A 20,938-nucleotide genomic window follows, 5' to 3' on the forward strand; every position below is an offset into this window, starting at 1 on the left:
TATATATGGAAAAGGTTATCCCTTATGCTAAACAATATATAGATGATAATGATATAAATGCGGTAGTAGAGGTTCTAAAAGGTGATTATTTAACAACCGGGCCATACATAACGAAATTTGAAAGGGAATTTGCAAAAAAAATTGGCGCAAAATATGCTATTGCTGTATCTAGTGGTACAGCTGCTTTACATATTTCTTATTTAGCAGCCAACATCAAAGATAATGACGAAGTTATTACTACCCCGATGACATTTGCTGCTACTGCAAATGCTGCCTTATACGTAGGTGCAATGCCTGTTTTTGTTGATATAGATTACACAACCTATAACATAAATGTTTCCGAAATAGAAAATAAGATAACAGATAAAACTAAAGCACTTATACCTGTTCATTATACTGGCCTTCCCTGTAATATTGAAGAAATACATAGGATAGCAAAAAAGTATGACTTAGTAGTAATAGAAGACGCATGTCATGCATTAGGGTCAAAATACAAAGGAAGCATAATAGGAGATTGTAACTACTCAGATATGACTGTTTTTAGCTTTCATCCCGTAAAACATATTACAACTGGTGAAGGCGGGATGGTTACTACCAATTCTGAAAACCTATATAAAAAACTAGTTATGTTGCGTAGTCACGGAATAACAAGGGACAAAGCCCACTTTAAGGAAAACAGCCATGGAAATTGGTATTATGAAATGCAAGATTTGGGATTTAACTATCGAATGACCGATATACAGGCAGCTTTAGGAACATCGCAATTGAAGAAATTAGATTACTTTATAAACCGACGGAGAGAAATAGTTAAACATTACAATAATGCTTTTAAAGATTTACCTTTGGAATTACCGGTTGAGCCTAACGAATATTATAATTCCTATCATTTATATGCTGTAAGGGTTAAAAATGAGGGTAACATAAATCGAGGAGAACTTTATAAAAGGTTAAAGGAAAAAAGTATATATACTCAAGTTCACTATATACCAGTTCATACAATGCCATATTATAAAGAAGAACTTGGTTATGACTGGGGTGACTATCCAGTAGCAGAGGATCATTATCGAAGAGTATTATCTTTACCATTATATCCGGCTATGAATAATGATGATGTACAGTATGTAATCGATTGCATGAGCGAGGTATTATCGTGAAAACAGTTATAATTACACAGGCCAGAATGACTTCTACTAGACTTCCAGGGAAAGTATTAAAAGAAGTATTGAATAAACCGCTATTAGAGTATCATGTGGAGAGATTAAAAAAAGTCCAATTAGCAGATGAAGTAGTAGTGGCAACTACTACAAATGCTTCAGATAATCTTATTATACATTGGTGTGAAGACAATGATGTGAAATATTACCGAGGCTTAGAGGAAGATGTACTGTCACGCTATTACGAAACAGCAAAATACTATAGTGCAGATGTAATAGTTAGAGTTACTTCGGATTGTCCATTAATAGATACTACTATAGTAAATGAAGTAATAAAAATGTACATACATAATATTGACAGATATGACTATGTTTCTAATACCTTGAAAAGGACATTTCCGAGAGGCATGGATACAGAAGTGTTTAGCTTTGAAGTATTAGAAGAAATAAATAGTAAAGCTAAATCAAAGCCGGATAGAGAACATGTGACTTCATATATATATAGAAATCCGGAGAATTATAGATTAGGTAATTTAGAATATCAAGAAAATCAAAGTCACCATAGATGGACTGTAGATACACCAGAAGACTTTGAACTCGTTAAAAAAATAATTGAGAATCTTTATGTAGTAAACAACGAGTTTACACTAGAAGAATGTTTAAGACTTATAAAACAAAACCCAGAGTGGATAAATATTAATAAAGATATAGAACAAAAGGCATACGGAAAATGAAAAAAATAGTAATTAGAACCGATTCTTCAATAAAAATAGGAACCGGACATGTAATGAGGTGTTTAACGCTAGCAGATCAACTGAAGGAAAAAGAAGTACAGGTGGAGTTTATATGCCGAGATTTAGAAGGCAATATAATAGGTATTATTGAAAGCAAAGGCTATAGGGTTAGCCGTTTATCCGTTATGACTAATAAAAAAAATGATCAATTAACTAAAGAATATGATGAGTGGTTAGGAGCTACATGGGAATTAGATGCAGAACAATCCATAACGGCTTTAAAAGAAGAGAATGTTGACCTGCTAATTGTAGACCACTATGCTTTGGATATAAAATGGGAAAATAAGTTAAGATCGCGTAGCAGTAAAATTATGGTAATAGATGACCTTGCTAATAGAAAACATAATTGTGATATATTGTTAGATCAAAACTATGTTGAAAATATGGAAAGTAGATATGATAGGTTAGTACCTGCATCTTGCAAAAAACTACTGGGGCCTAAATACGTATTATTACGTCCAGAGTTCTATAAAGCGAGAGCTACCTTAAAAGAAAGAGATGGAATCGTAAGAAGGATACACATATTTTTCGGGGGGAGTGATCCTACTAATGAAACCATAAAAGCTATCAAAGCAGTAGAAAAACTTAACCGTCGTGATATAGAAGTAGATGTAGTAGTTGGTGCTAGTAATCCACATCAAAAAGAAATAAAGCATTTGTGCGATAAGGCTTGCTTTAACTATCATTATCAAGTAAACAACATGGCAGAATTAATGGCTAAAGCTGATTTAGCTATAGGTGCAGGTGGCTCTACTACTTGGGAGAGATGTTTTCTGGGTTTGCCGTCAATTTGTGTTGTAGTGGCGGATAATCAAGTAGCTATAGTGCGAGCAATGGCTAGGAACAAAGCAATAATTAATCAAGGTAATAATGATAATGTCGATTATATTAAATTACATAATACTTTGAAGAATTTAATAGAAAACAAAGCTAAGATAAAAATGATGAGTATTAATTCATTAAAAATAATGAGCAATAATAGTCCTAATTGGTTAATAAAAGTTCTTTTTGATAACAGAGGGGGATATAGTGAAGATACTTTATCTTGGTCCCAATAAAAAGCATATTAATCGCTTTTTTGTGTCTCAAGGTGATGAAGTAACTCAAACAGAACAGGCACTTAGCACTTTCGAAAAACTGGATGAATATGACTTTATCATTAGTTATGGTTATAGGCATATAATAAACAAAGAAGTGGTTACCAAGTTTTACCGAAGAGCAATTAATTTACATATTTCCTACTTACCATGGAACAGAGGAGCTGACCCAAACCTTTGGAGCTTCCTTGAAGACACCCCTAAAGGGGTAACAATTCATTACATAGATGAAGGTTTAGATACAGGCGATATAATAATTCAAAAAACCGTAAAATATTGCTTAGAAGACACGTTAAGAACTAGCTACGAAAAGTTAATTATTGAAATCGAGAACTTATTAATGGAGAAATGGTTGGATATAAAAAACGGTAATATAATGCCTATACCGCAGCCTAAGAGAGGAACATTACATAAAACAATTGATAGAAAAAAATGGGAACACCTATTAACAAAAGGATGGGATACCCCTGTCACCGATATAATAGGGAAAGCATTAGAAAGGGGAGATTAAATGTTGCATGATATAACAGTAAATAGTAGGTTAATAGGGAAATACCATAAACCATTTATAGTTGCAGAAATGTCAGGTAATCATAATCAATCACTAGAAACAGCACTGAAAATAGTTGAGGTAGCAGCTAAAACAGGTGTAGATGCAGTAAAACTTCAAACCTATACAGCCGATACTTTAACTTTAGATGTTAAAATTAAAGACTTCTATATAGATGACAATAAAAGCCTTTGGAAAGGACAGTCGCTTTATGATCTTTACCAACAAGCCTACACCCCATGGGAATGGCATAAGCCTATCTTTGATAGATGTAAAGAATTAGGGCTAATAGCTTTTAGTACTCCGTTTGATGAAACAGCAGTAGATTTTCTAGAATCATTAGACGTTCCCTGTTATAAAATAGCATCATTTGAAAATACGCATTTACCTTTAATAAAAAAAGTAGCATCAACCGATAAACCTATAATTATTTCAACAGGTATGGCTAATATTGCTGAACTTGACGAAACAGTTCGAGCTGCTCGTGAAGCCGGTTGTAAAGACATAATACTACTTAAATGTACAAGCTCATATCCTGCTAGTCCAGAAGACAGCAATCTATTAACAATTCCTCATATGAGAGATTTATTTAACTGCCAGGTAGGGCTTTCCGATCATACACTTGGAACTGGAGTAGCTGTAGCAAGTGTTGCATTAGGAGCAACCTTTATAGAAAAACACTTTACATTATGTCGTGATGAAGGTGGCGTAGATGCCGCATTTTCGATGGAACCAAAAGAGATGGAAAATTTGGTTGTAGAAGCAGAGCGTGCTTGGCAAGCATTAGGTAAGATAAACTATGGAGCAACAAAAAATGAGGAAAAATCATTGAAATTTCGACGCTCTTTATATGTAGCTGAAGATATGAAAGCCGGCGATGTATTTACAGAGAAAAATTTACGGATAGTTAGGCCAGGGTATGGATTAGAGCCGAAGTATTATGATGTGATAATAGGTCGAAAAGTTAGAGAAGATATAAAAAAAGGCACTCCAGTTAAATGGGAGATCATTTAAATTAATGAGGTAGCTTTTATATGAAGTTGTGTTTTTTGCTTAACAATGCACCTGGGATGGTTGAATTATTTAGTTTACTAAATGCAGTTGCAAAACAAAAAGGATTGGAGACATGTGCTATTTCTAATAGCCGTTTAGTAGATATTAAATATAAAAACAGGTTTACTGGGTGTAATTATTACTCTACATTGGATAGTCATAGCTTACAAGAAGATATAAGTCTTCCAAAGGATTTGTGGGGAAAATGGTACCCATCTATAGATCGTAAATGTTTATTTGGACCGCTAAGACTTGATTATAGAGAATCCATTGAAATAGTTACTAGAATCTATAAGAGTACTTATAAGTTTCTCACCAAGGAGAAACCGGATATTATTATTTATGAACCACCATCTAATGTGTTTAGCTTAACAGTTTTTTCAATTTGCCAAGAGTTAGATATTGAATACTTTGGATTAATAGGTTCAAGAATTCCAGGAAAATTTGACATTTTTGATAGTTGTTTTACTTCGAGATTATTAAAAAACAATTTAGATATGGATATGCGAGAAAAAAACATTCCTGAAATAATAAACGGAATAGTTACTCATTCATTACTTCCCTCATATATAATTGAATCTCCTGAACGCAGAAGCATAGTTTCTTATTATGGCAAGCGGCTAAAAGAAGAGTGTGGGGCTTTATCTAAATGGTACTTACTAAAGGATAAATCTAGAGATTATGAAGCTAAGTTTATTATTAAGAATATTCCTAGAAATGTTTTTAAAAGTATTATCTCTAGATATGCATTTAAAAGAAAACTTGAAATGGATATACCTACGGAACCTTACTATGTTCTACCTTTGCATGTTCAACCAGAATCTAGTACTTCAGCACAGGCAACATATTATAGTGATTTGGATACCTTTGTTAAAAACTGTGCAATGTCGTTACCTTTTCCTTGCAAATTAGTTGTTAAAGAACATCCGCAATTTGCCAAGCTTAGAAAAACAAGTTTTTATAATAAAATCAGAAAATTACCTAATGTTGTAATATTAGGCGCCAATGTTAATAATAGTGAATTGATACGAAGATCCAAAGGGGTTATAACTTTAACGAGTACGATGGGATTTGAAAGCTTGCTACTAAAAAAACCGGTATATTTATTTGGGGAGGTCTTTTTTCAACATCATCCAGCGGCTATTAAAATAAATAACTGGGATGATTTACATATGCATTTACGACAAGGAAATTATTTAACTGATAAAGAATGGGACAAAAAAAATATGCAATTTATTGGCAACTATCTAAATATCAACTATGCAGGCAGTTTTGTGTATACAAACAAGAATTGTCGTACAATAAATAATGCAGAAAAAATAATTAATGCCATTTACGATCATTTTAAGAAAGTATCCTCTATTTAAATTAGTATTCAGGAAATGTGCTTAATGTCATCTTAGGTTTCTAGTTGAAATGGGGGATTGTACTTTATGAAAGATCAATACAATATATCTGATACACCTATAGGTTGGTTGTGGGATATAGGGTTAATTTTTACCCTTGGGTTGCTATTTCCATTTTACATAATATCCCAACTGCCGACCATAGAATGGAGCTTAGAGGCCGTATTAGCATATTCAATCTTATTCTATGGTACTATACGATTAACAATGTTAGGGGCTTATGGAAAAGAAAAACTATTAAGCTTGACGTTTTGGATATTCGTTTACGTTTGGCTAGGAATAGTTCCTTTGGGGCAGGTGTTAAGTAACATTACTCCATGGTCGGCCATTAATCCAGCCGGAATAATAACTTTGTCACTACTAGTTGTAGTAATAGGGCTGGTGTTTTTTGACATCGGGTATAAACTCGGTATCAGTAACAAGGGTCTTGCTAAACAGAGAATTATTCTATTTTTAGACACTAGACGTATGGTACTATTTTCTGTATTAACCATTGTTGTAAGCCTAATAATAATAACTAGGTTTTATGGTGGCTTTTCTACATTTCTGATGACAAGAACAGAAATAAGTATGCTTTTAGCAAACAAATACAGCAAAACCCAAATATTATTAATTGGACATTTTTTAGTAGCATCCATTTATGTAGCCTACATAGCAGGTTTAGTGAAATTGAATAATGCACAGTCATTAGGAAATAACTTAAAGGCTATTACAATTATAATATTCTTTTTGATTACTATACTTATTTGTATATGTTCAAACCCGGTAGCAAGTGCTCGTTATCAGGTAGGCTTTGTTGGGTTAAGCACTATGTTTGTGATTTTTAAATGGAACGATAGGCAATCTATGAAGTTATGGATTATGTCTTTGTTGATTTTGCTTCTAGTTATTTTTCCATATGCAGACTTATTTCGTTCTACAAAAGATATTAATATAGATTATCAAGGTGTTGCGAATGAATTGACTAAAAATGGTGATTATGATGCATTTAAACAGTTAGCTAATACGGTTGAATATGTAGAAAACGAAGGCTCAACAAAAGGCAACCAAGCTTTAGGGGTATTATTTTTTTTTGTACCGCGAACTGTATGGGGAGATAAACCTCTTGGTACTGGAGAATTTGTTGCTGAGTACATGGGATACGATTATACAAATTTATCTGCTCCGTTGTGGGCCGAAGCTTATATTAACGGAGGCCTTATAGGTGTTATACTAGCATTTATTTGCTATGGTTTTATTATTGGCTTATTAGAAAAGGTATACCTTGAAAAAAAGACTAAAAGTAGTTTCGTTACAGTTTTTGTTCCTTTTTTTGCAGGATATCAACTATTTTTTTTGCGTGGTGATATAATGAGCACATTTGCATATTTAGTTCCAATACTTGGTTTTATGCTCATTGTGACAAAATGCAAATCATACCAAAATATATTAGGAGGTGAGAATGTAGGAAAAATTTAGGAGACATCGTAGACAGCTAATTGCAAGGAGAACAGTAAAGTGAAGAGTCAGCGGATAAAATGGATCGATGTATGTAAGGAATTAGTAATAATTCTTGTTGTATTAGTCATATGCCGATATCTCAGAAACTATTTTATTATATTTATTCATTTCATATGCCACTGTTTTTTTTATATCAGGGTATCTTTTTAGAAAATACCCAACATTTAGTACTTTCATAAAATCAAAGATAAAATCATTATTATTTCCTTACGTTAGTTTTACATTTTTGTCGGTAATATTAATTGCCATAATAAATAACCATGGTTTAGCTTTAGTCGGAGTATTAAAGGCTTTTATTTTATCGGAGAGAAATTGTATTCCGTATAACCAACCACTTTGGTTTTTAACTTGCTTATTTCTTGTACAAGTATTTTATTACGTAGCAAAGAGGAGTATTTCTAATAATTACACAATACTATTAGCACTAATATTGATCGGCCTCATTAGCCCAAGCGTGTTGGAGTCCCTAAATCTGGATAGATTACCATGGAGCTTAGATTTTGCGTTCTATTACATAATTTTTTTCGCAATAGGTAACCTTGTGGCGAAAACGAAAATAAATATTAAACCAGTATACCGAAAAGTAATATTTTACATTGCGGTTATAATTAACTTATTAGTATTAGTCTATCCTGATTTTTTACAAATCATATTATTGGCTCAAATCTCTAATGTAGTAGTTAACTATTTCCGGAATATTTTAATAGCTTGTTCGGGTATAGCTACATTTGTATTTATCGCCATGAAAATGCAAAACTCAAAAAAACTATCCTACCTTGGCATTAATTCTCTAATAATACTAGCGTTGCATTTACCGCTAAGCTACAGATTTATTGAAAGACTTTTACGGGTATTTAAACTAAATGAATATGTAGTACAAGACAGTGTGATAGGTATATTGTTTACCGTTGTATCAATCATAATCTTATTGCCGTGTATACAAATTATTAATAATTATTACCCAAGCCTGATAGGTAAAAATAAGTTGTAATTTTCGATTAGCTAAACATCATAAACACGCATTAGACAAAGGTGTATAAGGTAAAGCAACTAATCGAAATTATTATGGCAAGTAATTTTAAGATAAGTGTATTTCTATACTGTGGGTGATTAAAATTGCAAATACTTCAAATACATAATTTATACCAAAATCCTGGTGGCGAGGATGTTGTGTTGGATATGGAGAAAAAGCTATTAAGCCAAAAAGGCCACCAAGTTAAACAGCTTCTAGTCAGCAATAGGGATATTAATATTTCGCGAATTACATCGGAGGTTAATTTAGCTCTTAATACTATGTGGTCGAGGAATAACTATCGCTATGTTTATAGCGTTTTAAATAATATAAATCCTGATATAATCCATGTTCATAATACATTTCCATTACTTAGCCCGAGTATATACTGGGCAATAAATAAAAAAGGAGTACCCATTGTCCAGACCTTACACAATTATCGCTTAATATGTACAAATGCATTATTAATGCGTGATAATATGCCATGCACCGGCTGCGTAGGACATTTACCTGTCCAAGCACTAAGGTATAAGTGTTATAGGAATTCATTAGCAGCAACGGGTACAATTGTAGGAATGCAGGTTTTACATAGAATAATGGGGACATATAAAAAAAAGGTAGATGCTTATATTGCATTAACTGGGTTTGCTCGGTCGATAATGGCTGCGTCAGGGTTACCAAGGGAACGGGTATATGTTAAACCTAATTTTATTTATAACTCCAAACTACCAATAAAAAATAAAAGAGTAAACAAAGTTGTTTTTGTAGGCCGCTTATCACCAGAAAAAGGTTTGGATTTATTACTTAATGCCTGGAAGGCTCTTAGAACAAAAGAAGTTAACTTAGTTATTATTGGTGATGGACCTGAGGAAAAAGTACTTAAAAAACAATTTAGCGATTTAAATAATGTTGAGTGGAAGGGTTGGTGTAACAAAGAACAGATATTTAAGGAAATGGCAACTGCAAAGTTTTTAATTATGCCATCACGCTGGTATGAAACATTTGGTTTGGTTATTATTGAAGCATTTTCGGTAGGATTACCTGTTATAGTTCCGAATCATGCGGGATTTCCTGAAATAGTAAAAGAAAACGAAACAGGATACTTATTTACACCTAATAGTATTGAATCACTAAAGGATAAGTTAATTGTTGCTATAGATTTAGGGGCTGAAGAGTGGCAGGTAATGAGCCAACGGGCCCGTGCTGAATATGAGGCGAAATATACGCCGCAGATAAACTATGAAATACTAATGAATATATATGAAGATGTTATTAGAAAAAAACGGGTTAATAAGAGGTAAGAAGAGTGAGATCTTTATGCATTCTGATTTATGGTCTTAACTATTATCCTGAACCTACCGGAACGGGTAAATATACAGGGGAGATGGCTGCCTGGTTAGCTAGTAGAGGACATCACGTTGATGCTATTGTTGCTCCACCTTTTTATCCTGCCTGGCAGTTAAGTGAAGATTATAAAGGGCTAAAATTTTTTCAAGAAAAAATAAATGGGGTGAACGTGTACCGCACCCCTCTTTATATTCCTGAGCCTGATAAAATTTCCGGAAAAACGCGTATTTATCATGAAACTAGCTTTTCGAAGAATGCGGCCAGATGGTGGTTTAGCAAGGGAATTAATAAAAAATATGATGTAATGATAGCAATTTGTCCTCCTTTACAAATTGGAGTTTATCCGTGGATATTTAGTAGTTTGCGTAAAATACCCTGGGTTTTCCATATACAAGACTTGCAGGTAGATGCAGCGTTCCGACTTGGTATTCTCAAGTCTGGTGTAGCTGGTAATGCCCTTTATAAAGTGGAGAGTTTTTTGCTTTCTAAAGCTTCTCGGGTTTCTACTATTACTGAAGCGATGAAAAAACGAATAGTTGCTAAAGGAATACCAGAGGAAAAGGTATGGTTATTCCCTAATTGGTCTGATATTAATTTTATAAAGCCAATGCCACGGGAAAATTCCTTTAGGAAAGAGCTGGGATTAAACCAGGATATGTGTGTATTAATGTATGCGGGAAACATGGGCGAAAAGCAGGGGCTAGAGCTAATATTAGATGCAGCAAACAGTCTTCGTGAAGATAAGCGTTTAAAGTTTATTCTTATTGGCTCAGGGGCTGCACGTGGACGTCTTGAAAGTAAGGCAAAAAAATTGAATCTGACTAGTGTATCATTTTTACCTGTTCAGCCCTGGGAACGTGTTCCAGAAATGCTTGCAGCCGGTGATATACACTTAGTAGTGCAAAAGAGGGAGGCAGCAGATATTGTTATGCCTTCAAAGCTTACTAATATACTAGCGGCGGGGAAGCCCTCTGTGGCTACTGCTGATCCGGGTACTGCTCTTTATGAAACATTAAGTAACCATAAGGCTGGTGTAGTAGTACCTCCTGAGAATACCGAATTATTTGTATCAGGTTTAGTGCAGCTAATTGATTCACCTGAACTAAGGGAAGAGATGGGGAAAAACGCACGCAATTATGCTGAACAATATATAGATAAAGAACAAATTCTTTTAGATTTTGAAAAAAAACTTTATTCCTTGGTTAGGGAAAGGGGCTAAAAAGTTGAATAAAAAAGCATTAATTACCGGAATTACTGGCCAGGACGGATCTTATCTAGCTGAGTTTCTGTTAAATAAGGGGTATGAAGTACATGGCATTATTCGTAGAGCTTCGACTTTTAACACTGATAGAATAGATCATATTTACAAAGACCCTCATGAAGATCAGGTAGAGTTGTTTCTACACTATGGAGATCTTACTGATGGTACAGGCTTACGTACCATACTGGAAAAGGTCCAACCTGATGAGGTATATAACCTTGCGGCGCAGTCCCATGTTAAAGTATCTTTTGAAATGCCTGAGTATACAGTCGATTCAGTTGCCATGGGAACACTACGTTTATTAGAAGCAATAAGAGATTACCAGCAGCGTGTTGGGAAGCAGGTTAAATTATATCAGGCAAGTTCTTCAGAAATGTTTGGAGCGGCAAAACCACCACAATCGGAACTTACCCCATTTTATCCGCGCAGTCCTTATGCATGTGCCAAAGTATATGCTTATTGGCAAGTGGTTAATTACCGGGAAGCGTATAATATTTTCGCATGTAATGGTATTTTATTTAATCATGAGTCACCCCGACGCGGGGAAACATTTGTAACGAGAAAAATTACTCGTGCGGCAACTCGGATAAAAATGGGATTGCAGGATAAACTTTATCTGGGAAATTTAGATGCTAAAAGGGACTGGGGTTATGCTGGAGATTATGTGCAAGCTATGTGGCTGATGCTTCAGCAAGAAACTCCTGACGATTATGCAATTGCTACCGGAAAAACTCATTCAGTGAGGCAATTTGTAGAAAAAGTATTCGCGCATTTAGGCCTAAACTGGGAGAATTACGTGGTAATTGATCCTCGTTACTTTCGCCCTACTGAAGTAGATGCTTTATTAGGAGATGCCAGTAAGGCAAGGCAAAAGCTAGGGTGGGAACCTAAAGTTGATCTGGACCAATTAGTAGATATGATGGTTGAACATGATCTAGAGCTTGCCAAACAGGAACGAACCCTGAAAGATGCCGGATTTAATATTGTACAGCGGGGTGTAGCGAATGGATAGAGATGCGAAAATTTACGTAGCAGGTCACCAAGGACTGGTCGGATCAGCCATTCTAAGAAAACTAACTAGTGAAGGTTATACTTCTATTCTTACAAAATCCCATAGCGAATTAGATTTAACAGATTCAGCGGCAACTTTTGATTTTTTTAATAGGCAGCACCCGGAGTATGTTTTTTTAGCTGCGGCCAAGGTAGGAGGAATACTTGCTAATAACACATATCCGGCGAATTTTATTAGAGAGAATCTTTTAATAGAAACTAATGTAATTGATTCGGCCTATCGTTTTGGAGTTAAAAAATTACTGTTTTTGGGTTCATCCTGCATCTATCCGAAATTTGCTAAGCAACCTATAAAAGAAGATAGTTTATTAAGCGGTATTCTGGAGGAAACCAATGAAGCCTATGCTATTGCCAAAATTGCCGGGATAAAAATGTGTCAGGCCTATAATAAACAGTACAAGGCTAATTTTATCAGTGTTATGCCGACTAATTTATATGGGCCGGGCGATAACTTTGATTTAGAATCGTCACATGTTTTACCTGCTTTAATACGTAAATTTCACGAAGCTAAATTACATAATCAAAAATGTGTTACAGTTTGGGGGACGGGAACACCCAGGCGTGAGTTCTTACATGTTGATGATTTATCAGATGCTTGCGTTTTCTTAATGAAGAATTATGATAGTCCTGAAATTATAAATATTGGGTGCGGGAAAGACATTACTATTAAAGAACTAGCAGAACTAGTTAAAAATATAGTAGGATATACAGGCTCAATAGTGTTTGATGATAGTAAACCAGACGGCACGCCTAGAAAGCTATTAGATGTCAGTAGATTATACAGTTTAGGATGGCAACCTAAAATTTCTTTAGAAGAAGGAATCAGATCAACTTATAAGTGGTTTACAGACAATTACAATGGATAACACTAAAAATAATGTTAAAGTTAAAGATTTATTAATCAATACTACTATTATCTCCGCCGGCACCACCACCAGCAAAATTCTAGGCTTTATCCGTGAAGTAGCCATCGCTGCTTTTTTCGGTGCCTCATATTATGTGGATGCCTATTTAGTAGCTCTGATCATTCCTCAGATGCTGTTTTCTGTAGTAGGGGGATCGCTAACTACTACAGTTATACCCCTTATAACTGAATACAAAGAAAAAGAAGGACGCAAATCTGTTCTCAGCCTGGTTAATTCGGTTACTACTTTTATGGCGGTTCTGATAGCCATAATAATTTTGCTGGGGGAGCTTTTTGGTGATATTTTAGTGAATTTAGTTGCCCCTGGGTTTAGTGGACCGGCACATTCTTTGGCCGTAGACTTAAGTAGGATTATGTTTCCCATGATGCTATTTATGGGTTTAATGGGGATGGGAACCGGAATCCTGCAGAGCCAGCGGCGCTTTTTTTATCCGGCTTTTATCGGTATACCTAACAACCTAATAATAATAGCTTCCATATTTATCCTGGGAGGGGCCTGGGGGATAAAAGGTCTGGCTGTGGGCACTCTGGTAGGGGCTATCAGCCAGTGGCTTTTTCAGGTACCAGATCTGCGTCGGGCTGGGTTTAGATACCAACCAGAAATAAACTTTTCTCACTCAGGTTTTCGTAAAATGGGTTTATTAATTTTGCCGGTTATTGTAGGGAGCGGAGCTGGTCAGATTAATCTACTAGTTGACCGTATGTTGGCTTCTGGCTTAGTGGAAGGAAGTATTGCTGCTCTTAATTATGCCACTAAGCTTAATGGTATGGTTTACGGTATCATTGCGGTAGCGGTAGCCAGCGCTATATACCCCGAGTTAGCTCAATCAGCCGTTGTTAAAGATAGCAAAACCTTTCTAAGCTCGTTGATACGTTCTTTGAATGGTTTGTTACTAATAATTATGCCTATTACGGTAGGAATCATTATTTTAAAAGATCCGGTGGTGCGGATAGTGTTCCAGCGCGGAGCGTTTGACGAGGCGGCAGCAACGTTAACTGCTTTTGCGTTGCTTTTTTATGCTCTGGGGCTACCGGCGATGTGTCTTAGGGAGATTGTTTTCCGGGCTTTTTATTCCTTACAGGATACTAAGACTCCTATGTTTATTGGATTGGGGACCGTAGCTTTAAATATAATACTTAACATTATTTTGGTGAGATATTTGGCCCATGGGGGTTTGGCCTTGGCAACGTCTATAACCTTTTGTATTAGCTTTCTGGTACTTATGTGGTATTTGCGAAAAAAGATTGAACATATACAGGGGAAAAATCTGATTATAACTGGTTTAAAAATAGTAACTGCTGCGGGAGTCATGGGAGTATGTGTGTATTACCTTTACAATGTACTGCAAGGGTTTTCCACGATAAGTTTCAAATGGGATTTAATCAATTTCATCATATGCAGTCTGGTGGGGGCAGTAGTATATTTTATAATCATAAAACTACTCAGAATCGAAGAAATGGAATGGATAATTAATAAGGTGTGTATGAAGCTGGGAAGATAAGTTGCGGGAGGGAGAGTTTAATGATCTCAGTAGTCCTGGCCGGTGGGCGGGGAGTTAGATTGTGGCCGGAAAGTACTGATAGCCGGCCTAAGCAATTATGTGATTTTTTTGGGCAGGGTAGCCTGCTGGTTATGACCTTGCAGAGACTAAAACCACTAGGTACGGTTATAGTAGTTTGTGGTCAGGATCAGGAAGGATTAATCAAAGATGATGTTAGTCATTTAGATGCGAAGATCCTGTCGGAACCGGTAGGCCGGAATACTGCTCCAGCAGTTGGTTTAGTCCTGTCGCAAAAGCTAATTGATAATAAAGAAGTAATTGGAGTTTTTCCAGCTGATCATTACATAAAAGATGATGACGAGTTTTGCCGGGTGGTGAGAAAGGCGGAAGAACTTGCCCGGAAAGGGTTTCTGGTTACCATAGGTATAAAACCTGAAAGGCCGGAGACCGGGTATGGATATATAGAACGTGATGCGGGTAAAGAATCTTATCGAGTAAAAGCATTTCATGAAAAGCCGGACCAGCAAACTGCGGAGCATTATATTAAAGCAGGCAATTATTATTGGAATGCGGGAATATTTTTAGCTACCGCCGAGGTATGGGGAAACCTTGTGGAAAAACATCTGCCCCAATTATTTAAGAACATTGCCAAGGGTAACGATGATTATCTAAATGCTTATCCGAGTTTTCCAAGTATTTCGATTGATTATGGTATAGCTGAAAAGTGTAGTAATATGGCAGTCATAGTAGGTGATTTCGGCTGGAATGATATCGGAAGCTGGGAGTCACTGGCGGAAGTATTGGAGAAAGACGAAAACGGCAATTCCGTAAATGGAAATGCTTTAGTTGTAGATAGCTCCGGTTGCCTGGTACGCACCAATGGCAAGAAGGTAGTTGTGTTCGGACTTAATGATATAGTTGTAGTGGAATGTGAGGATACAGTTCTAGTGTGTCCTAAGAGAAAATCACAGGATATCAAAAGGTTGGTCGAAATGATTGAACCAAATAAATCCTGTCTATAACAGCTCTTTGCTTTTCCTCGGGTAAAGTTAAACTATATGGCAGATTGCAAGATTTGATCAAATTGTGTAGTTTATCGCTAAGATTGGGAATGTTAGTAGGCCGGGACTTTTTTAGCATCTCCGGGCCTGGTCAGAGTATCTAATTCTGCCAACGAAAGATCCCGGAATAATATCCTCCAATGTCGGGAAATAAAGATTAATGATAAATTTATTCTTATATTGCATTATTTTGATTTTACGTTTAGAATTGTATACAAATAGATTGTGCAGTAAAATTACATAGAACTTTTCCGAACTTAAGAGCCTAAAGCAATGCCATGGGTTTTAAGTCGTTAGGGTACGTCGGGAAACGGACGTGCCTCCCATTGTGGAAAGGAGAAGCCGTACTTCGAATAATTCTTGGGGCGAGTCTGTTTTCACATGACTCGCTTTTTTGTATTTTTGTTCGCTGCATATTACACTACACACATAAACCACTTCTTTTTGATATATTTGTGACACATCCTTATAGCATATCTTTAAACATATCTTTGTAATATATTTGAAATAACTATTCAGACCCGGCGCTGCTTTTCGCCGGGTTTTTTAATGGACCTTAAAACTAAAAATTACCTATTATCTGTCTATGGCAAAATAAAAATACATTTTTGAAACCAAGAATGATAAAGTGTCGGATTTATACACTTTCCGACCAGATTGTAAGGAATTGGGGAAGGGAGGCTGGCCTATAAGTGGGAGCATATTAACAAAATCACCTGCCGTACTTTGTGAAACTAGGGAAAGGAGTGTTTTGGATAGTGCTAATTAGGAAAAAAGGTTTAGGCAAATTAGCTTTATGTTTAATGCTAAGTCTAATCCTGGGCTTAAGCGGGCTGGTAATGCCTGCAGCGGCTTATGCGGTTGATGAAATACCGGTAGCAGCGTTATCTGAAATCGAGGATGTGCTGGATTATCAGTTACTAGCAGATCCCGTTATAAACGCTGATATTAATGAAAGCATGGATCAGCCTGTGGATCCTAGTCTTAGTGATGAAGGGGACGGGAGTTTAGCCAGTGATGATGTAGTAGATGGCAAAGACCCAAAGGTGGAAGATAATACAGTTTCCAGCTATGACATTGCTCCCGAGCCTAAGACGGTTTCCGGTGCTGGCGATTCTGAGGAACTAGTTGAGACTACGGGTGATTCTGATGCTAGTGGGGCTCTTGAAGCAGAACCCCAGACAGGGGCATCAGATGTAAGCATCACAACAAATAACGGATTTGAAGAGGATGCTGAACTGATCTCTACTAATTCCCATGACTTAATAATGCCTGCAGCTGCTGGTTACGAGGTTAAGATAATCGGGGATGGGGTCGAAAATCCTATCACTTTAACCAAGGACGATTTGGAGCAAATGGAGCAGGTGTTTTCAACTTACAGTTCGATAAACACCTGGCCGACCAAGAAATGGTATACGGCAGAAGGAGTTAAGCTAGCGGATCTTTTGGATATGGCTGGAATTAAACCTGAAGCCAAGTTAATAACAGTTAAATCAACTGATGGTTATAAGATGACATTCACTCGTAAAGAACTGTTGACCGATCATCGTTACTATTATCCTGGGCTTAAGGAAAACGCCCCATATGACGGCTCAATACCAGGTTCACCGGACTCTGCGGTCAAAGTTGATACCATTTTGGCCTTACAAAGTATAGACAGCGAAAACCCAGAGTACATGAGTGATCAAGTTGCACCTTTGCTAGTTTTTGGACAGCGGTGGGTTACGGAACAGACTAATCATGCTTTTGCAAAGTATGTAGGTACAATTGAAGTTTCTACTGCAACTCCGGAAAAATGGGCTAACCCGACGGCGACACCAGCCAGCGGAACTGTAGCAGCAGGTACCGGGGTAAAACTGAGTAGTCCTAATAATGATGCTGATAAAGTTCATTATACCACCGATGGCAGTAATCCTACTTATAAAAGTCCCATGTATAATTGGATTGCTTCTCGCTGGTGGTCATCCCGGGAAGATGTCCTGGATGAAATAAATCATCCGATTGAAATAAATGAGGACACGACCATTAAGGCGGTAGTAATTGGTATAGGTAAGGACGACAGCGATATTGTTAGTCTTGATTACAAGGTAGCAGCGCCGGAACCAATAGTATTTACCGTTGGCGGGAATGCTGTGGAGGCATCCTATACTATGGCTGACTTAAAAGCTATGCCTGCAACCATAAATATTTATGGGAATAAATCCTGTAAAGGTGTTGCTTTACCGGATCTGCTGGAGGCCTTGAATATCAATGATAACACCTGGACAGTAAAGGTTATTATGAAAGACTCTCCTAATGGTGTTACCCTTCCAGCTTTCGATGAGTCTGCCAGTGATTATCTGCTTACCTATGAGATCGACGGCGAGGCCATCGTAGTCGATGGTAGTAATTTAACTCCTTTACGTATGTACTTTGATGTCAATAATAGCAAAATGAATTACAAGCATGTAACTGGTCTTACAGTTACTAAACCGGAAAGTGCTAATCCCCCGGTATTGGTAGCCGCTACAACTGATAACACGGTGGGCAACTCCATAGTAATCACCTTTGCAGATGATGAAACCTGGAGAACAGCGGTTACTGAAGTTAAGGTGAATGGTACTATACTGGCCAGCGATAAATATACAGTAGCCGAAGGTAAGCTTACCTTTGATGCTAGTATCTTTGAAGCTGCCGGAGATTATACCATTACTGTCAAGGCAACTGCTTACCAGGATGCCACTGTAACGCAGACGATGGTAGAATCAGCGGAATCTAATATACCACCAACTTTGACTGCAAGTACCAGTGGTAACACTGTAGGTAACCCCATACGGATTTTCTTTACTGATGATCCGGAGTGGAGGAACGCTATTACGGAGGTAAGCATCGATGGTACAAAACTTGATGCTGAGCAATACAAGGTGACCACCGGTAAGATCAGTATTATAGCGGGATTGTTTACAGAGGTTAAAGTTTTTAATATTACTGTTAAAGCCAACGGTTACAAAGATGCTAGCGTAATGCAGGAGATAGAGGCAAGACCCATGTGTTTTGTAACCGAAGGAAAGGGTAACATGGTTTATGTGAGTGGAAGGAATAACCATACAGTAGCAATTAAAAACGATGGTACGGTATGGGCCTGGGGCGATGGACAGGGAGGCATGCTAGGAGATGGTGAAAAGGAAAGCAGAACTGTTCCGGATCAGGTCTACGGCTTGACAGAGGTTAAGATGGTTGCAACTGGTGATAATCATACACTGGCCCTCAAGAACGATGGCACGGTATGGGCCTGGGGTTACAATTTAAGTGGCCGGCTTGGCGATGGAACCAAGATAAATAGTTCTGTTCCAGTTCAAGTTATTACCGATTCGGCAACTGGTACCGCATTGACAGATGTACAGATGATTGCGGCTGGGGATGGCTATTCTGTAGCCCTTAAAAATGATGGGACGGTATGGACCTGGGGTAACAACGGGTACGGTAAGTTAGGTGATGGTACTACACAAACAAGTATCTTACCGGTTCAAGTTACTGACCTGACGAACGTCAAAACAATTGCTACCGGGAAGGAACATTCTGTTGCCCTTAAAAATGATGGTACAGTATGGACCTGGGGTAGAAATAATTTTGGACAGTTAGGTAATGGTCTTAGCGGTTCGTCCGAAAGAAGTACTATACCGGTTCAGGTTATGATTGATCCAGAAACAAATACTCCGCTGACAGATGTCAAGGCAATTGCAGCTGGTATGAGGTTGTCTTTCGCCATTAAGAATGATGGTACAGTATGGGGTTGGGGTGCAAGTTATGATGGTAAGTTAGGCCCGGCTGGTCCTGATGGTTGGAATGCTCATAGCTGTGTGCCGATTCAGGTTATCGGATTGACGGATACTAAAATGGTTGCTGCGGGGGAAAACCATGGTATCAGCATGAAAAATGATGGGACTGTCTGGGTCTGGGGTTATAACAATTATGGTGGGTTTGGAATCGAAGGGTTGCAATCTAGTTCCATGCCCGTTCAACTATGTGAACCAGCTGATCTCACCATGATAAATGCCGGATACTTCCATTCTTTTGCTATTAAAAAGGATGGCACCATATGGTCCTGGGGTCAAAACACGAAAGGGAAACTCGGTGACGGGACGACTGAGGATAGAGCTGTTCCCACTCAGGTTAGGCTGGCTCCGCAGTCTATAACTCAGGCTGTTACCGAGAGCAACCTGGGCGAGAATGTTGAGCTGGTTTTCACAGATGACGCTGCCTGGCGGGAATCTATTACTGGCGTAAGTGTTGATGGTGTGAATTTGGCCAGCGATAAATATTCAGTTACTACCGGGAAGATTATCCTTGATGGTAGTAATTTTAACGAAGCCCGGGAATATTCTATTACTGTCAAAGCGGCCGGTTTTCTAGATGCTGCTGTTACCCAACAGGTAAGTGAAGCAGCGGAACCTATCACTTACACAGTAACCTTTGCGGTAACTCCAGAAGATGCAACTGTAGTGGTTAAAGATAGTGAAGGTATTGAAGTGGCTGCAGAAGCAGACGGAACCTACAAGTTGGAAGCTGGCGAATATAGCTATACCGTAAGTGCGGAAGGTTATGTTGAGCAAACCGGTAACTTTACAGTTACAGGTGAAGCTCAAACTGTAACTGTCGTACTAGAAGAAGAAACTGTGCAGCCTGAAACGCCGCAATACAAAATAACACCGGAACCGGATGCAATTTATGAAATAGGTGTAACCGAGGATGGTATAAAAACCATGACTGTTAATGCAGATCAAATCGGCTTTAAGTATTTTACTGTTTCTATTGAACCGGTAATAGCGAATGAAGGTACAGAAACAGTCGTATTCACCCATCGCAGAAACGATACCCAGCTGGAGCTTAATGCGGTAGTAGCCGATTTTGATGTAGCTGATACAGCTAAAGCCGGATTCAATGTGCAGACGGGAGACGTTATCAGGGCTTACATTGTGGACCGTTTAACTAATGAAACTGCTTGTAATCCGATTGTCTTTAACTATTAATTCATAATCTTTTAAAAATATGGCTGGCTGCCTGTTTATTTCAGGCGGCCGGCTAAAATTTTAAAAGGTTGTTTGCAAAAACTGTCTTAAAAAGCCTGGAATAATATCCTCTGATGTCGGGAAATAAAGATTAATGATAAATTTATTCTTATATTGCATTATTTTGATTTTACGTTTACAATTGTATACAAATAGA

15 protein-coding genes and 1 riboswitch are annotated in these 20,938 nt (G+C 37.4%); all 15 genes read left to right on the plus strand.

The genetic code is table 11. The annotated features are described in order from the left end of the window. Positions 1 to 5 precede the first annotated feature (5 nt). The 15 genes from pseC (at position 6) to ACZ5Q0_RS09280 (ending at position 20,742) form a co-directional block, all read left to right on the plus strand. Positions 6 to 1,154, plus strand: a complete 1,149-nt coding sequence (gene pseC / locus ACZ5Q0_RS09210; protein WP_446818313.1) for a UDP-4-amino-4,6-dideoxy-N-acetyl-beta-L-altrosamine transaminase — start codon at positions 6 to 8, stop codon at positions 1,152 to 1,154. After that, positions 1,151 to 1,888 carry a cytidylyltransferase domain-containing protein gene (locus ACZ5Q0_RS09215; protein WP_447182489.1) on the plus strand — a complete coding sequence of 246 codons (738 nt, stop codon included), beginning with the start codon at positions 1,151 to 1,153 and terminating at the stop codon, positions 1,886 to 1,888. Before pseC ends, ACZ5Q0_RS09215 begins: the two co-directional genes overlap by 4 nt. After that, positions 1,885 to 3,006, plus strand: a complete 1,122-nt coding sequence (gene pseG, locus ACZ5Q0_RS09220; RefSeq protein WP_446818311.1) for a UDP-2,4-diacetamido-2,4,6-trideoxy-beta-L-altropyranose hydrolase — start codon at positions 1,885 to 1,887, stop codon at positions 3,004 to 3,006. The genes ACZ5Q0_RS09215 and pseG overlap by 4 nt, the downstream gene beginning before the upstream one ends. Beyond that, the gene (locus tag ACZ5Q0_RS09225) at positions 2,978 to 3,556 is read left to right on the plus strand and encodes a formyltransferase family protein (RefSeq protein ID WP_446818310.1); all 579 of its coding nucleotides are present in this window, start codon (positions 2,978 to 2,980) and stop codon (positions 3,554 to 3,556) included. The genes pseG and ACZ5Q0_RS09225 overlap by 29 nt, the downstream gene beginning before the upstream one ends. Next, positions 3,557 to 4,609, plus strand: coding sequence for a pseudaminic acid synthase (pseI, locus tag ACZ5Q0_RS09230; RefSeq protein ID WP_446818309.1), 1,053 nt, complete (start codon positions 3,557 to 3,559; stop codon positions 4,607 to 4,609). A gap of 56 nt (positions 4,610 to 4,665) precedes the next feature. Next, the gene (locus tag ACZ5Q0_RS09235; RefSeq protein ID WP_464827115.1) at positions 4,666 to 6,015 is read left to right on the plus strand and encodes a capsular polysaccharide export protein, LipB/KpsS family; all 1,350 of its coding nucleotides are present in this window, start codon (positions 4,666 to 4,668) and stop codon (positions 6,013 to 6,015) included. A gap of 66 nt (positions 6,016 to 6,081) precedes the next feature. Beyond that, the gene (locus ACZ5Q0_RS09240) at positions 6,082 to 7,512 is read left to right on the plus strand and encodes a hypothetical protein (RefSeq protein WP_446818307.1); all 1,431 of its coding nucleotides are present in this window, start codon (positions 6,082 to 6,084) and stop codon (positions 7,510 to 7,512) included. A 217-nt stretch (positions 7,513 to 7,729) separates the two neighbouring features. Next, a complete protein-coding gene (locus ACZ5Q0_RS09245) occupies positions 7,730 to 8,545 on the plus strand; it encodes an acyltransferase family protein (RefSeq protein ID WP_464827302.1) in 816 nt (271 codons plus the stop codon). Positions 8,546 to 8,670: 125 nt separating this feature from the next. Continuing rightward, complete coding sequence (locus ACZ5Q0_RS09250; RefSeq protein ID WP_446818306.1) at positions 8,671 to 9,867, plus strand: glycosyltransferase family 4 protein; 1,197 nt, start codon at positions 8,671 to 8,673, stop codon at positions 9,865 to 9,867. Positions 9,868 to 9,872: 5 nt separating this feature from the next. Next, positions 9,873 to 11,132: a WcaI family glycosyltransferase gene (locus ACZ5Q0_RS09255; protein WP_446818305.1), complete on the plus strand. Its 1,260-nt coding sequence runs from the start codon at positions 9,873 to 9,875 to the stop codon at positions 11,130 to 11,132. 4 nt (positions 11,133 to 11,136) lie between these two features. Next, entirely contained in the window at positions 11,137 to 12,186 is a 1,050-nt protein-coding gene (gene gmd / locus ACZ5Q0_RS09260; protein ID WP_446818304.1) for a GDP-mannose 4,6-dehydratase, read from the plus strand. Beyond that, complete coding sequence (fcl, locus tag ACZ5Q0_RS09265) at positions 12,179 to 13,111, plus strand: GDP-L-fucose synthase (RefSeq protein WP_446818303.1); 933 nt, start codon at positions 12,179 to 12,181, stop codon at positions 13,109 to 13,111. Before gmd ends, fcl begins: the two co-directional genes overlap by 8 nt. Continuing rightward, positions 13,104 to 14,672, plus strand: coding sequence for a murein biosynthesis integral membrane protein MurJ (gene murJ, locus ACZ5Q0_RS09270; protein ID WP_447182490.1), 1,569 nt, complete (start codon positions 13,104 to 13,106; stop codon positions 14,670 to 14,672). The genes fcl and murJ overlap by 8 nt, the downstream gene beginning before the upstream one ends. Positions 14,673 to 14,692: 20 nt before the next feature. Next, positions 14,693 to 15,694: a mannose-1-phosphate guanylyltransferase gene (locus ACZ5Q0_RS09275; protein ID WP_446818301.1), complete on the plus strand. Its 1,002-nt coding sequence runs from the start codon at positions 14,693 to 14,695 to the stop codon at positions 15,692 to 15,694. A 276-nt stretch (positions 15,695 to 15,970) separates the two neighbouring features. Then, a riboswitch (molybdenum cofactor riboswitch) is annotated at positions 15,971 to 16,088 on the plus strand. A gap of 373 nt (positions 16,089 to 16,461) precedes the next feature. Continuing rightward, positions 16,462 to 20,742 carry an RCC1 domain-containing protein gene (locus ACZ5Q0_RS09280; RefSeq protein WP_464827116.1) on the plus strand — a complete coding sequence of 1,427 codons (4,281 nt, stop codon included), beginning with the start codon at positions 16,462 to 16,464 and terminating at the stop codon, positions 20,740 to 20,742. The last annotated feature ends 196 nt before the right edge of the window (positions 20,743 to 20,938 follow it).

Source organism: Syntrophomonas erecta subsp. sporosyntropha (assembly GCF_055395365.1).

Excerpts from the sequence above, each read along its gene's own strand:
- pseC (WP_446818313.1), top strand. The coding sequence starts at position 6 with ATGGAAAAGGTTATCCCTTATGCTAAACAATATATAGATGATAATGAT.
- fcl (WP_446818303.1), top strand. The coding sequence starts at position 12,179 with ATGGATAGAGATGCGAAAATTTACGTAGCAGGTCACCAAGGACTGGTC.
- pseI (WP_446818309.1), top strand. The coding sequence starts at position 3,557 with ATGTTGCATGATATAACAGTAAATAGTAGGTTAATAGGGAAATACCAT.
- murJ (WP_447182490.1), top strand. The coding sequence starts at position 13,104 with ATGGATAACACTAAAAATAATGTTAAAGTTAAAGATTTATTAATCAAT.
- ACZ5Q0_RS09275 (WP_446818301.1), top strand. The coding sequence starts at position 14,693 with ATGATCTCAGTAGTCCTGGCCGGTGGGCGGGGAGTTAGATTGTGGCCG.
- pseG (WP_446818311.1), top strand. The coding sequence starts at position 1,885 with ATGAAAAAAATAGTAATTAGAACCGATTCTTCAATAAAAATAGGAACC.
- ACZ5Q0_RS09240 (WP_446818307.1), top strand. The coding sequence starts at position 6,082 with ATGAAAGATCAATACAATATATCTGATACACCTATAGGTTGGTTGTGG.
- ACZ5Q0_RS09235 (WP_464827115.1), top strand. The coding sequence starts at position 4,666 with ATGGTTGAATTATTTAGTTTACTAAATGCAGTTGCAAAACAAAAAGGA.